The organism is Sphingomonas sp. BL-S-25, assembly GCF_055521555.1.
In genome coordinates this window covers 53,216-66,955 of the sequence record NZ_CM145486.1, presented here as the reverse complement: position 1 = coordinate 66,955, position 13,740 = coordinate 53,216, and the positions used below count along the sequence as shown (strand labels likewise).

The following is a 13,740-nucleotide window of genomic DNA, read 5'->3' as shown; positions in this document are numbered from 1 at the left end:
CTACTAGATGGTAAATCATGGTGGGGGTCGCATGCGGATTGTTCATATTCTCACACGTTGGATGCGAGCGGGATCCGAAGAAAATACGCTTCTCACTTGCCTTGCCCAGACGCGGGCAGGGCACGAGGTAACGATACTTCACGGTGACGAGTTCGATGCAGCCTACCGTGACTCCGCGCCGGCTGAAGTCCGGTTTGTCGAAGTCGCGTCAATGCGTCATCCGGTCGCGCCGCTTCAGGATCTGCGCGCGGTGTCCGATCTCGCATCGATTCTGCGCGGTATCAGGCCTCACGTGGTCCACACGCACCAGAGCAAGGCAGGGATATTGGGCAGGCTGGCGGCAAGGCGCGCGAAAGTGCCCTACATCATTCACGGCGTCCACATCCTTCCATTCGTGAATGTGGGAGTGGCGAAACGGATGATGTATGTTTCCGCCGAAAAGTTGGTCGCTGGTCACACCGATGCTTTCATCAATGTCAGCCGCGGCATGCGCGATGAATGCCTGAAAGCGGGGATTGGGCGCCCGGAGCGGCACTTCGTGGTGCATTCAGGGTTTGATGTGGAACGGTTCAGGTCCGCGCACATTCCGGCTGACTGGCGGGGTATGCTCGGGATCGGACCAGATCAGCCGAAGCCGACCATCTTGTTGATGCTGGCGGCACTCGAAACTCGGAAGCGCCACTGCGAGTTTGTCGTCGAATTCGAGCGAGTTGTGCAACGGTTTCCCGACACCCACCTCGTATTGGCGGGAGAGGGTCCGGCAAGGCCTATGGTCGAAGATGCGATCGCCCGGAGTGCGGCCCGGTCGAAGATCCACTTGCTCGGCTATTCATCCATACCTGAGCAATTGATCGCGCTCGCGGACATCTGTCTGCTGGTGTCGATGCGTGAGGGTTTGCCGCGCGTGGTAATGCAGTATCTCGCTGGGGGGCGGCCCGCCATTGTCACCGATATCCCGGGGCTTGATGAAATACTGCATCACAACGTGAACGGTCTGGTAACCGACGCCACGGATCTGTCCCACACCGCAACTGCGATAATGAGCCTCCTGGAGGATCCAGCGCGGCTGAAACGTCTCGCACGCGCGGCCCGCGAGACCGATCTGGGTACATGGGACCGTGACCGGATGTGCGACGCCATCGCCGAGATTTATGGCAAGGTGGCAATGTGAAAGCGGCGCTACCAGTCTTCATAAATGGCCGGTTCCTGACCCAGCCGCTGTCGGGAATGCAGCGTTATGCCGGCGAACTTCTAACCGCTCTCGATGAAGTGATTGCGGCTGACCCGGATACCGCGAGTGGAATCGAGCTGTCAGTTCTTGCTCCATCTGGAACGCTCGCCCGGCGGCCCAAATGGAACCATATCGAACTCAGGCAGGTCGGTCGTCTGAGTGGTCACGCATGGGAACAGATTGAACTCGCGGGATATGCGCGAACTGGCCTGCTAATATCATTGACGTCAGCCGGACCACTTCTGCATAGCCGGCACATCGTCGCTATGCATGATGCTAACGTATTCGCCAACCCGCATTTCTTTTCGAATACATACGGTAGGTTTCATCGAATTCTACGGCCTCGTCTGGCGAAGCGAGCCAAGAGATTGATAACAATCAGTCGTTTCTCCGCATCGGAACTGTCCTTACATTGTGGCGTTCCGGAATCTAGGTTTTCATTAATATATGATAGTCCCGAACATATCCTGAAAGTGGCGCGAGATGAAGGCGCGCTGTCCAGGTTTGGACTTCGACCAAGAAAATATCTACTGTCTGTCGGTAATCAGAGTCCCAATAAGAATATATCGCTTGCGATAAAGGCAATTGAACTAGCTCGCACTGACTTGCCTTTGGCCGTGGCTGGTGGTGGGGTGTCTGTTTTGGCGTCGCATCGTATTCAGGCCAGTGCGAGGGTTAATTTGCTCGGTCGTGTTAGCGACGAGGAATTGCGAGCGCTTTACGAAAACGCGGCTGCGTTCATATTTCCCTCACAATATGAAGGCTTCGGTGTGCCTCCGCTAGAGGCGATGATACTCGGTTGCCCGGTTCTATCATCGTCTACATCGGCGATGCCCGAGATATTAGGAGATGCTGCGATCTACTTCCGACTGGATCCAGCAGATCTAGCTGACAAGATTGATCTGATAGCTTCTAGCCCTTCAATGCGGCAAGATCATATCCAAAAAGGATTTCTCCGAGCGACAAAATACTCATGGGTTAATGGCGCCAAGGACCTGCTCGCAATGGTCTGTACTGAGCGCGACCAATAATACCAACAATCGCGGTCGTTGGCTCGCCATGGATTCCCAAGTCGGCGGAAATGTAATCTATGGTGATGCGGCGTTGGGGTAAGCGTGGCCTGAAGGCCGCCTTGTCAGGCGGATTTCTTGGCCTGTGAGGCTTTTCCGGCGGCGCGTCGTTTGGCGATGGCGCCGATAGCGAGCTTTGCGTCGAGTTCGTCGATCGTATCGGGATCGAAGGCGTGGCCATAGCAGCCACGGTGCCACTCGGTGGCGTCCTTGTGCTCGGGGTGTTTGGGATTGGCGATGGCATCGAGGAACGCCTCGAACCCGGGCGTACCGCCGCAGTCCTCAGGCGGAGCGCGGCGCTCGCCGTCGACATATCGGGGATATTTGGTTGCGGGCTGCCCGTCTTCTATCGCTTCGACGGTGACGATGTGCTCCCAGCTGTCACCCATGTCGTAGGTGTAGAGGAAGCGGCGGACTCCGCGGTCGAGCAGGGTCTTGAGCTTGGTGTTCTTCGCCGCGAACAGGCTGTCGTCCTTCCACTCGGGGTCGGGCACCCCGTAACGCCTGTCGTCGGCCTCGAACTCCCAGAGATGATAGTCGAGCCAGCCCATCGCGCCCTGGACGACGTCGTGGAGCATCTTGAGGTTGGCGTCGACGGGCACCTCGACGCGGCGCCAGATGAGCGGGTTGGTATCGGCGAGCGCGACGTGCAGGCGCGCGATGGTCTCGGTCATGCCGCCATGCTGACTGGGGTGCCGCCGGCTGTCCAGTTCCAGGGCATGAGTTCGTCCCAGCGCGAGGCCGGCCAGCCTGAGGCGATCTTCTCGATGACGTCGGCAATATAGGCCTGCGGCTCGAGGCCGTTGAGCTTCGCCGTCTCGATGACCGAGTAGAGCGCGGCGGCACGCTCGCCGCCCGCCTTGGAGCCGGCGAACAGCCAGTTCTTGCGTCCGATGGCGACGGCGCGCATCGCGCGCTCGGCGATGTTGTTGTCGATCTCCGCCGCGCCCTCGTCGAGGAAGCGAGTGAGCGCATCCCAGCGTCTGCGGCCATAGGCGAGCGCCTTAGCCATTGCCGATCTGGGCGACAGGCGGCACAGCGCATCGTCGATGGCGGCGCGCAGCTGCTCGATCTGCGGCCGGCTTCGTTCCTGCCGGTGCCGCCGGCGGACATCGGGCGGGCTTCCCCGGATCGCCTCCTCGACCCGGTAGAGCCCGGCGATCCGTTCGAGCAGGTCCGCGGTGAGCGGCGTCGGGCTGGTCTGGTGGCACTCGAAGATCTTGCGCCGGAAGTGCGCCCAGCAGGCGACCTCGCGTACCCGGCCGTTCGCGTAGAGCCGGTCATAACCGGCATAGCCATCGGCCTGGAGCAGACCGGCAAAGCGCTTGAGCTCGGTCTGCGGATGGATGCCGCTGCGGTCGGGCGTGAACCGGTACCAGACCAGCGCCGGCCCGACGCCGCCCGATGCGCGGTCGTCGACGACATAGGTCCACAGCCGCGCCTGCGCGGTCTTGCCCTTGCCGGGCACCAGCATCGGCACGGGCGTGTCGTCGGCGTGGAGCTTGCCGGCCTTGAGACCTTCGTCGCGGATGCGCGCGACGATGGGATCGAGCAGCTGGGCGGCCTGGCCCGCCCATCCGGCCAGCGTCGAGCGATCGATCTCGATCCCTTGCGCCGCCATCATCTCGGCCTGGCGGTAGAGCGGCAGGTGATGGTCGAACTTGTTCACCACCACATGGGCGAGCGTGGCGAAGCTGGCCTTGCCGCGCGCGGCCGCCTTGGCCGGAGCCGGCGCCTGGACGATCCGCTCGCACGACCGGCAGCTGTACTTGGGCCGCAGCGTGCGGATCACGTGCCACTGTACCGGCACCACGTCGAGCATCTCGTCGCTGTCTTCCCCAAGCGGGCGCAGCGTACCGCCGCAATCGGGGCAGGTGCAGCTTCCCGCTTCGGGCTCGATCCGGCGTTCGACGCGGGGAAGGTGATCGGGAAGCCGGCGGATCGGCGCGGGACGTTCGCCGCGGGTTGCCGTCGCCGGCTTGCCGGCAGCAACGGCCTCGGCCTCGCCTTCCAGCTCTTCGAGTGCCAGCTCGAGCTGCTCGATCTGGAGCGCGAGCTTCTCCGAAGACTGGCCGAATGCCATCCGCTTGAGTTGGGCGAGCTGGAACCGCAGCGTCTCGATCAGCGTGTCACGCGCGGCCAAAGCGGCTTCGAGCTCGGCGATCCGGGCATCCTTGTCGATGGGAGAATAGGCTCGATCCGACACGATGAATCCTTACCGGATGCGCCAGTCCAACGCCACAAAAACCACGGGAATCCGAGGCTTTTATCCCGCCAGCAGCGGCGCTGCCGCGCGTTCCGGCCGACGCCAGTCGATACCCTCCAGCAGCATCGACAGCTGCGCAGGCGTGAGGCTCACCTTGCCCGTCTTCGTCATCGGCCACACGAACCGGCCCCGGTCCATCCGCTTCGAGAACAGGCACAGCCCCTGGCCATCGTACCACAAGAGCTTGACCAGATCGCCGCGCTTGCCCCGGAACGCGAACAGCGCGCCTGAATGCGGGCTCGCCTCCAGCACCTGCTGCACCAGCACCGCCAGGCCATCGAACCCCTTCCGCATATCGGTCGCGCCGCACGCCAGGTACACCCGGGCCGACGCAGGAAGCGGGATCATCGCCCGAGCACGGCGATCACCCGCGACAGCGCTTCCGCATCGACCGCGCTATCGACGGTGATGCGGATGCCCGACCGCAGCTCGATCGCGATCTGCCCCACGCCCGATGCACGCGAGGGCGGCGGCAGTATCACGGGTTCGGTGACCTCGACCTCGGCGAGACTGACCTGCTGCGGTTGCCGGGTCGGGCTCGCCAACGCCCCAGACATCGCCTGGCGTCGCCACGTGTAGAGCAATCCGCTGCTGACCTCATGGCGCTCAATCGCCCCGCGCACCGAACCGCCAGGACCAAAGGCATCGCCCAGGATCAGCAGCTTCTGCTCCACCGTCCAGCGCCGCCGGCCTGAAACGCGCCCCACAATCTCAATCTGACCACTCATACGAGCACTCGTATGACTGCTCGCTACCACCGCAAGGCGGCCTTCACGCCACGGTTACGCGTTGGGGTGCGGCTCGATAGGTTCAGCGATCAGGTTGCGGGAAGATTCCGACGGCGTAGTGCTGCGCCGATTGTCGCGGACGATGAAGCGCGCGAACCAGGCACTGCGGCTGTTGGCTTTGACCGAGATTTACGATGGCGGCAGCCGGAGCCCTGCTGCTCGGATCGGTGGCGACGTGATCCCCGCTTTTTCCTCCAGTTGGAGCTAGGGCTGAGACTCATATATTACATCTTCAGTGCGATCTGCCCCGAACAGGGCAAAGGCGCTGCCGTTCTGCAACACCCAGACGATAACACTGCGCCTTGCCTAGGCTCAGGACCCATTTATTCAGCCAGAAGATGACGGTTGCGGCGATGCAGATGGCGGACATGAAGGTGTGCGCGCATCGATCGTAGCGGGTGTGGATGCGGAGCCAGACCTTGAGTTTGCCGAACATGATCCCGCTGATGATCCGCCGATCATCGACCTGCGGACCCCCGTGCGACAACGGAAAATACCGCTCGATCCGGCGCATCTGTGCGTCGCAGCACCCGACCAAATGTCATTGAAGTTGACCAAGCAACCTCTCACTTGTGTCGAGAATACCAACAATCACGATTATTGCCCATAGCTATACTGATAGGTGTAGGCGTACTCGTAGCTGTAGCCATAGCCCAGTCGTTTGGCGTCGAATTTCGTCAGTACTACGCCAATCAGGTTGGCGCCGGCGACGTCCAGTCGTCGCACTGCAGCCTTCGCTTGGCCACGATGAGACCGGCCGGCTTGAGCAGCAAAAACTGTCGCGTCGACATGGCGCGCCAGCAATTGTGCATCTGCAAGTCCAATCACGGGCGGGCCATCGATTACGATAGTGTCATATGAGGCGCGAGCATTGATTAGAAGTTCCGCTAGTGCCGAGGAGGCAAGCAGTTCCGTAGGGTTTGGAGGGATGGGACCGCTTGCGACAAAGTCGAGATTGCCGAACCCGGAACTCTGTACCGCCGCGGATAGATCTGCCTGATGGGCCAGCACGTTGCTCAGGCCAATTTTAGCAGATTTGCTCAACAGCTTGTGCATGGTCGGCTTGCGAAGATCGCCATCAATCAACAGAACTCGCTGACCCAAGCTAGCGAACTCGCGCGCGATGGCGATCGAGCTCGTCGATTTTCCTTCCTCCGGACGGCTGCTGGTGAACAGGAGGGTGCGGGGTTGTCCTTTGGTACTTGCGAAGCTGATGCTGGTGCGCAGTGAGTGATAAGCTTCGGAAATTGGAGATTTCGGGTCTGAGAGTTCTTCCAACGGCGCATGACCCTCCGGCACGACGGGCGTGACGCCGAGAAGTTGTAGTCCCAATTTCCGCTGGACTTCGTCCGGGGTCCGGATGGCATCGTCGAAATGCTCACGCAAAAACGCGATTGCGGCACCCAGTGCGAGCCCACCAAACAAGGCGAAGCCCAGATTCATCAAAAGATCGGGCTTTGCTGGCTTGGATGGCGGCTGGGCGCTATCGATAACCGATATGTTGCTGGTTGTGACGCCCGCGGTAGCGGCCAGTTCCTTGTACCGCTGCAGCAGCGCCTCGTACAAAGCCCGGTTGCTGTCGACTTCCCGCTTCAAGATGTTGTACCGGACCCGCAAGCCCTGCTCGGAGAGCGCGTTGCCGCTTAGGCCCTGGACGCTGGCCTCTAGAGCGCGTTCCTGGTTGAGCAGGACTTCGTATGCATTCTTGATGCTTGTGCGGACGTTGGCGGCTTGGATGGCGATCTCACGATCGATTGCAGCTAACTGCGTGCTCGACTGCTCGACGCTTGGATGATCGGGGCGGTATCTCGCCCTCAACTCGTCAAGCGCGGCAAGCTGAACGCCCCGCCGGGCAAGCAACTGCTGCACGATCGGGCTGGCCTGAACTTCAGGCAGCGCCATCAAAGACGTGGTTTGCGCCTGGCGCCAGCGTTGTTCGGCCTTTACTCGTTCAGCTCGAATTCCCGCATAGCTGGTATTAATGTCTCTGAGCGTCGATGTGGTAAGCGAACTGGATCCGGTGCTAGCGCCGTCTTTGCTCTCCGGTGCCGACGTCTCCACCAACCCTTGATTGCGGGCATAGGTTAATAGAGCCTGCTCAGACTCTTCGAGCCGCTCTTTCGTCTGGCTGATCTGCGTTTGAAGAAACTGCCTAGCATATGCAGAAGAATCAAATCTGCGCTCCAGATTTGAACGGATATAGTTATCCGCATAGCTATTTGCCACTAGCGCTGCAATCTGGGGATCCGGGGCTGAAAATGATATGGTTGCCACGCGTGAATCCGTGGGAACCTTTATCGAAAGGTTGCTCATCAATAAGGAGACCGCCCGCCGCTGACGGGCGGGTAGGAGCTGGCGCCCCGTTTCGGTGCTTGCGCCGGCTCCCATAGCCTCCTGGAATCGGTCATTCTTGTTTAGGTTCAAAGAGTAAGCGACACGTTCGGCCAGTGCGCGGCTGCGAAGTATCGAAGCTTGGGTTTCCAGGAATCGGCTAGTTTCTGCCAACGGTATCGCCGGCTCGACGTCAGATTTTTCGAGAATACTTGCAGTTTGCTGCTCAATCTGGACCGTAGACGATGCATTGTAAATTGGTGTCGTCAACATTGTAACTATGACGGCTGTAAGCAACGCAAGGACGAGAGTGATCGCAAAAATAATACGATTACGATAGGCGGACGCCATCAAGCCGCGAAGATCGATTTTTGAGCTTTCTTCGAAATAGTCTTCGTCAAAACTCTCATCTGGACGGAAATTGTCCCGGGAGTCGCTATCAACGCGGTTCACAAGCTCTGACTGCACGATCTGGATACCAATCTGCTCGAAGATGACGAGGGGGCTTCACGTCACCGAAACGGGCGGAAAATCGCCACAGCGGGAATTGCCTGAAGAATGTCTCGCCATGCGCTGCGAAGTCCCGAGAAACCAACTACGACAGTATCGTTTCCGAGTATTTCGGGATCCGGCATCTCGCCGCGGCGGATTGCGCGAATGTCGAACTTGGCCGCGTAAAGTTCGCCATTTTGCCGCCTGAAGACTGCCACCTCTTCGGGATTGGCGACATTATTCGGACCTCGTGCTAGCGACAAAGCTCCCAAAAGGGTGGTTCGACCTCGAAACTCGTAAATGCCTGGCTGCACCACTGACCCGTCCACGACAACCCGCTGCGACGCGGCAGTCGCGACATGAACAGTCACCTTGGGGTCGTTGACATACCGAAGCAAGCTGCTGCGGATGCGCTCGGATACCTCATCGGTGGTTGAGCCCACGGCTTGGATCGGGCCTATCAGCGGCAGCGGGATCCGTCCTTGCGAGTCAACCTCGACGTCCGCCACCGAAAGCTCCGGTTCGCGATATACGGTTACCGATACGACGTCGGCAGGCTGAAGACGATAGTCTCGAAGGACGACATCGGTCGGTGCTGGCGGTATGATCGTATACGCTTGGGCGCCTGACGGCAGGTTTGACGGCTTAGACGCGCAACCCGATAGGCAAATCGCCACTATGATCGCAAAGGGATGTCGTTGGCGCCAAGGGCGCTCGACCGGAGATCGGCGGCTCTTAACGCTTCTGTGACCAACATTTGCCATTTTGATCCGCCTACCTGCCAGCCCCCGAGGCACCCGATGCTTTTGTAGCGGGGCATGATCGCTTAAGTGAAGCCTGCCCCAGGTACCACTGCTGTATAAAGGGCGGTTTCCGCACTGCAACAAAATAAAGGCGCATTGGTATCGGCGTGGGTTGCCGAAGCGCAACGGGCGGACCGATCGGCCCGCCCGCGCTTCACTTTGACGGTCACCCGTCCGGATTACTTCACATGCTTCGCGATGTGCTTGTTCATCTCGAACATGGTGACCTTGTCGGCGCCGAAGATGGGCTTCAGCGTGTCGTCGGCCAGGATCTCGCGCTTGTTCTCGGGATTCTGGAGATTGTTCTTCTTGATGTATTCCCACATCTTGCTGACGATCTCGCTGCGCGGCAGATCGGCGGTGCCGACGATCTTCGCGAGCTCCGGCGAGGGGGTGACGGGCTTGGCGATGCCGCCGCGAGCGGCTGCTTTGGTTTCCGCCATAACTTCTCTTCTCCTGTTCGTGCCCTTGGGCGGGCTATTCCTTGGTCAGCGCAGACGGCTCGTGCGAGGCCTTTCCGCCGTTGTCGCTGCGGACGATGTACTGTGGTTCTTTGCGCGATGCACGCACCGGATGGTCCATATTCCCCGCTAACGAGGCTTTTGCCTGTGGATAACCCGCCGAAACGGGGCCCAGGCGACCCTCAGATGCCGCAATCGTCGCCGTGAAAACTCCTCGCCATCTACACCGCACCGTCCTTGCACTTCTGAAGGATGAGAGGGAGCGGCGCGACAACGATTCGGCGCTGTAACGGTTCGGCTCGCCGCTAAGTCATGCTATCCCGCGGCGGAATTGACGAAGGAAGCGCGATGACGCGGACGATTCTGGCATTGGGGGGCATGCTGCTGCTGGCGGCATGCGGTGGCGGCGGCACGACCGGGACCAACTATTCCGACCCGCCGCCCGTCGCCGAGATCGTCGCCACGCCCAGCCCGACACCGACACCCTCTGCCAGTCCCTCGCCCGTCGACGAGGCGACCGACAACAGTGCCGATGCCGTCTCAGACAATCAGGCCGACGCCGCGACCGAATTGGAAGACGATGCGGTCGATGCGGCCGGCGCTCCCGACGGGATCGGGACACCCTGACTTTATCGCGGTGCAGATCGACTTTGGTGGACAAGCCCGTCCGGCTGGGCCATGGGAGACGCATGGTTCGCGCATGCGCCCTTCGACTGCGACTTATCCGCCCTTAGGGGCGTCCGCCAGCCGCGCGCGTCTCCCCTAAGGGCGACTTTCAGACCTTGGACCGACCCTGACCCGGCGATTGCCCGGTCGAGCCGAAGAGACAGCGCATATGTTACGCGATCCCAGCACCAAATACCGTCCGTTCCCGACGATCGACCTGCCGAACCGGCAATGGCCGTCAAAGACCATCACCCAGGCACCGCGCTGGCTGTCGACCGACATGCGCGACGGCAACCAGTCGCTGATCGACCCGATGGACAGCGAGAAGAAGACCCGCTTCTTCGACCTGCTCGTCCGCATCGGCGCAAAGGAGATCGAGGTCGGTTTCCCCAGCGCAGGCGCGACCGAGTTCGACTTCATCTCCGGGCTGGTGCGCGAGGACCGCATTCCGGACGATGTCGTCGTCCAAGTGCTCACCCAGTCGCGCCGCGACCTGATCGAGACCAGTTTCCGGAGCCTGGAAGGCGCGAAGACCGCTATTGTACATCTGTACAACGCGGTTTCTCCGGCCTGGCGGCGCATCGTTTTCAACATGAGCCGCGACGAGGTCCGCGAGATCGCGGTCGCCGGGGCCAAGGTGCTGCGCGACGAGGCGGCGAAGCGGCCGGATACCGACTGGCGGTTCGAGTACAGCCCGGAGACCTTCTCGACCGCCGAGCTCGATTTCAGCCTGGAGGTCTGCGAGGCGGTGATGGACGTGCTCCAGCCGACGCCGGACAAGCCGATCATCTTCAACCTGCCGGCGACGGTCGAGTGCGCGACGCCGAACGTCTATGCCGACCAGATCGAATGGTTCGGCCGCAACATCCGCAATCGCGAGAGCGTGGTGATCTCGCTCCATCCGCATAATGATCGCGGCACCGGCGTGGCTGCGGCCGAGCTGGGGCTGATGGCGGGCGCGGACCGGATCGAGGGGTGCCTGTTCGGCAATGGCGAGCGGACCGGCAATGTCTGCCTGGTGACGCTGGCGCTGAACCTCTACACCCAGGGGATCGACCCGCAGCTCGACTTCTCGGACATCGACGAGGTCATCAAGACGGTCGAATATTGCAACCAGATCCCGGTCCATCCGCGCCATCCCTATGCCGGCGACCTGGTGTTCACCGCCTTTTCAGGCAGCCACCAGGACGCGATCAAGAAGGGCTTCGCCGCGCAGGCGCAGCGCAACGACGATTATTGGGACGTCCCCTATCTGCCGATCGATCCCAAGGATCTCGGCCGCGACTATGAGGCGGTGATCCGCGTCAATTCCCAGTCGGGCAAGGGCGGCGTCGCCTGGGTGCTGGAACAGGATCGCGGGCTGAAGCTGCCGAAGAAGATGCAGGCCGATTTCTCGCGCCATGTCCAGGCAATGGCGGACGAGACCAGCCGCGAGTTGAACGCCGCGGATATCGGCGGGTTGTTCGACCGCACCTATCTGCCGGGCAGCAGCGACCGGTTCGTTCTGGTCGATTATGAAGAGACCGGCGCAGCGGGCAGCCGCGTGTTCGTCGGGCGGATCGCGGTCGGCGGCGAGGAGCGGTCGATCTCGGGTCGCGGCAATGGCCTGATCTCGGGCGTGATCGACGCGCTGGCCGGAAGCACCGGGCCCAGCCTCGACGTGGTCGACTATAGCGAGCATGCGATCGGGCATGGTGCCGATGCGCAGGCGGCGGCCTATGTCGAGTGCCGGACGGCCGAGGGGCGAACGGTGTTCGGGGTCGGCATCGATGCCGATATCGCGACCGCATCGGTTCGCGCGGTGCTCAGCGCGGCGAACCGCGCCTGAGCTTCAGCCCGGCTGCGGCCGGGCGGGTAGGGATCGGCTCCCTGGGCAGGCTGCCCGGGGAGCCGTCCGCCTCAGCGGCAGCGAACGTCCTGATTCTGCTCGACGCTCTTGCCGAGCAGCGCGCCCAGCGCACCGCCGATCAGCGTGCCGGCGACACGGTTGCGGCCGCCGTCGATGACATTGCCGGCCAGCGCGCCCGCGGCGCCGCCGACGATCAGGCCGGTCGTGCCGTCGCTGCGCTTGCAGTAGTAGCGGCCATCCGAACCCCGATAGACCTGATCCTGCGCGGTCAGGCGGCGCTCGGTGTAGCGCGGATCGTCGCGATAGTAGCGCGACGCGTCATAGTCGGTGCGATACTGGTCATAGTTGCGCGGATCGTCGCGATCATAATAGCCGTCAGTCGGGCTCGGATAGGAATCGCGGCGGCGGGCCTGTTCGAAGAACTCGCGCTCGCGCTCGTACATCCGGGTTTCGCGATCATAGCGTGCCTGGGCCGCATTCCACCGCGCCTGTTCGGCGCGGGTCTGCGCCGAAGCTTCGGGTGCGAGGCTGGGCAGCGCCGCAATCGCGGCCGCGCCCAGCGCCAAGGTGAGCATCGACCTGGTCATCTTCATTCTCCTCCTTCGGAACGTTACGCCACTGAAACGCCAAATGTCCTTAGCCGGGAATGAACAAAGAGTTCAGTGCGTCGCATCCGGGCGGGAGCGAAGGATTTCGCAGCCGATCCGTGCATCGGGATAGATGTCGAGCTTGTTCGATCGGACCTTGACCCGAACGACTCGGCTATCTCGCAAGGCAAGCGCGGCGACTTCCTCGCACAACACTTCCTGAAGCTCGAAATGGCGCGAGCGGACGAGCTCGTGAATGCCGGTGCGCAGGAAGTCGTAATCGACCACCGCGTCGATCCGGTCCTGCGGCACCTCGGGATAACGGCAGTCCATCGCGACCGTGACTGACACGCGCTGCGGCGCCGCACGCTCCTCCGGGTGGATGCCGAGGCCCATGCTGACCTCCAGCGCTTCCAGATGAATGGTATAGTCAGGCATCGGGACGCTCCCGTCCGTCGAACATCACGTCGCCATCGCGCTTCACGAAGCGCTGGCCGCAATCGACGAAGACATTCTGGCCGGTGATGCTGCGCGCGGTCAGCAGATGTTCGACGGTCGAGGCGATCTCGTCCAGCGCGACCGGGCGCTGGAGCAGATTCTGCCGGGCGTGCTCGGCGAATTCCTCCGGCGTCTGGTCGAGGCTGGGCAGGGTGAGGCCGGGGGAGACCGCGTTGACCCGGATGCGCGGGCTGAGCGCCTGCGCCATCATCGTCGTTGCCGCCTCCAGCGCCGCCTTGCTGCAGCTATAGGTGAAGAAATCGGGGTTCAGGTTGGCCAGCTTCTGGTCGAGCAGGCTCACGACCGCGCCCTCGTCCAGATCGTCCTGTCCGGCGAGCGCCGAGGCAAGCGCGACGGGTGCGCCGAGATTGATCCGCATGTGCCGGTCGAGCAGCTCGAAGTCGGACAGGGGCAGCGCGTCATAGGCGAACATCGAGGCATTGTTGACCAGTCCGTCGATCGGCCCGCCCAGCGCTTCGCGCGAGGCAGCGATCAGTTCGGCGGCGGTCCCTGCGATCTCGAGTTCGCCGGTCACCACACAGCTTTGTCCGCCGATCTGCGCCAGCGACGCGCTCAGCGCTTCGGCTTCCTCGGGCGAGTTGTGGTGGTGGATCGCCACCTGATGCCCACGCAGCGCCAGGCGGCGGACGATCCCCGCGCCGATCCGGCGGGCGCCGCCGGTCACCAGGATGCGCATG

The 13,740-nt window shown here is 62.0% G+C and carries 15 protein-coding genes and 1 pseudogene; 4 read left to right on the top strand and 12 right to left on the bottom strand.

What is annotated here, in order from left to right; all coding sequences use genetic code 11:
- The first annotated feature begins 7 nt into the window (after positions 1 to 7).
- The gene (locus ACZ1H8_RS00365) at positions 8 to 1,171 is read left to right on the top strand and encodes a glycosyltransferase family 4 protein (protein ID WP_465179421.1); all 1,164 of its coding nucleotides are present in this window, start codon (positions 8 to 10) and stop codon (positions 1,169 to 1,171) included.
- Positions 1,168 to 2,262: a glycosyltransferase family 4 protein gene (locus ACZ1H8_RS00360; protein WP_465179420.1), complete on the top strand. Its 1,095-nt coding sequence runs from the start codon at positions 1,168 to 1,170 to the stop codon at positions 2,260 to 2,262. Before ACZ1H8_RS00365 ends, ACZ1H8_RS00360 begins: the two co-directional genes overlap by 4 nt.
- Before the next feature lie 104 nt (positions 2,263 to 2,366).
- Here ACZ1H8_RS00360 and ACZ1H8_RS00355 read toward each other — a convergent pair whose 3' ends face one another.
- From ACZ1H8_RS00355 to ACZ1H8_RS00315, 9 genes and pseudogenes are all read right to left on the bottom strand, one after another.
- Complete coding sequence (locus ACZ1H8_RS00355; RefSeq protein WP_465177755.1) at positions 2,367 to 2,975, bottom strand: plasmid pRiA4b ORF-3 family protein; 609 nt, start codon at positions 2,973 to 2,975, stop codon at positions 2,367 to 2,369.
- Positions 2,972 to 4,507 (bottom strand): IS66 family transposase, encoded by a 1,536-nt coding sequence (tnpC, locus tag ACZ1H8_RS00350; protein ID WP_465177756.1) that lies wholly within the window; start codon positions 4,505 to 4,507, stop codon positions 2,972 to 2,974. The genes ACZ1H8_RS00355 and tnpC overlap by 4 nt, the downstream gene beginning before the upstream one ends.
- 60 nt (positions 4,508 to 4,567) lie before the next feature.
- Entirely contained in the window at positions 4,568 to 4,915 is a 348-nt protein-coding gene (tnpB, locus tag ACZ1H8_RS00345; RefSeq protein WP_465177757.1) for an IS66 family insertion sequence element accessory protein TnpB, read from the bottom strand.
- A complete protein-coding gene (gene tnpA / locus ACZ1H8_RS00340; protein ID WP_465177758.1) occupies positions 4,912 to 5,295 on the bottom strand; it encodes an IS66-like element accessory protein TnpA in 384 nt (127 codons plus the stop codon). The genes tnpB and tnpA overlap by 4 nt, the downstream gene beginning before the upstream one ends.
- Before the next feature lie 388 nt (positions 5,296 to 5,683).
- Positions 5,684 to 5,794 (bottom strand): annotated as a pseudogene (locus ACZ1H8_RS00335) (IS5 family transposase); the annotation flags it as partial.
- A gap of 158 nt (positions 5,795 to 5,952) precedes the next feature.
- Positions 5,953 to 8,139: a GumC family protein gene (locus ACZ1H8_RS00330; RefSeq protein ID WP_465179419.1), complete on the bottom strand. Its 2,187-nt coding sequence runs from the start codon at positions 8,137 to 8,139 to the stop codon at positions 5,953 to 5,955.
- Between the two features lie 59 nt (positions 8,140 to 8,198).
- Positions 8,199 to 8,942 (bottom strand): polysaccharide biosynthesis/export family protein, encoded by a 744-nt coding sequence (locus ACZ1H8_RS00325; RefSeq protein WP_465179417.1) that lies wholly within the window; start codon positions 8,940 to 8,942, stop codon positions 8,199 to 8,201.
- 218 nt (positions 8,943 to 9,160) lie between these two features.
- Positions 9,161 to 9,424, bottom strand: a complete 264-nt coding sequence (locus ACZ1H8_RS00320) for an SWIB/MDM2 domain-containing protein (protein WP_110149184.1) — start codon at positions 9,422 to 9,424, stop codon at positions 9,161 to 9,163.
- A gap of 34 nt (positions 9,425 to 9,458) precedes the next feature.
- The gene (locus ACZ1H8_RS00315; protein ID WP_110149185.1) at positions 9,459 to 9,563 is read right to left on the bottom strand and encodes an HVA1 family protein; all 105 of its coding nucleotides are present in this window, start codon (positions 9,561 to 9,563) and stop codon (positions 9,459 to 9,461) included.
- A gap of 227 nt (positions 9,564 to 9,790) precedes the next feature.
- Here ACZ1H8_RS00315 and ACZ1H8_RS00310 point away from each other — a divergent pair, with 227 nt between their 5' ends.
- Positions 9,791 to 10,069, top strand: coding sequence for a hypothetical protein (locus ACZ1H8_RS00310; RefSeq protein WP_465179416.1), 279 nt, complete (start codon positions 9,791 to 9,793; stop codon positions 10,067 to 10,069).
- Between the two features lie 208 nt (positions 10,070 to 10,277).
- Positions 10,278 to 11,936 (top strand): 2-isopropylmalate synthase, encoded by a 1,659-nt coding sequence (gene leuA, locus ACZ1H8_RS00305; protein ID WP_465179415.1) that lies wholly within the window; start codon positions 10,278 to 10,280, stop codon positions 11,934 to 11,936.
- Positions 11,937 to 12,007: 71 nt separating this feature from the next.
- Here the strand turns inward: leuA and ACZ1H8_RS00300 are convergent, their stop codons facing one another.
- From ACZ1H8_RS00300 to ACZ1H8_RS00290, 3 genes are all read right to left on the bottom strand, one after another.
- Entirely contained in the window at positions 12,008 to 12,544 is a 537-nt protein-coding gene (locus ACZ1H8_RS00300; RefSeq protein ID WP_219994043.1) for a glycine zipper 2TM domain-containing protein, read from the bottom strand.
- 72 nt (positions 12,545 to 12,616) lie between these two features.
- Positions 12,617 to 12,982, bottom strand: a complete 366-nt coding sequence (locus tag ACZ1H8_RS00295) for a dihydroneopterin aldolase (RefSeq protein WP_110149188.1) — start codon at positions 12,980 to 12,982, stop codon at positions 12,617 to 12,619.
- Entirely contained in the window at positions 12,975 to 13,739 is a 765-nt protein-coding gene (locus ACZ1H8_RS00290; protein WP_465179414.1) for an SDR family oxidoreductase, read from the bottom strand. The genes ACZ1H8_RS00295 and ACZ1H8_RS00290 overlap by 8 nt, the downstream gene beginning before the upstream one ends.
- Position 13,740: the final 1 nt, after the last annotated feature.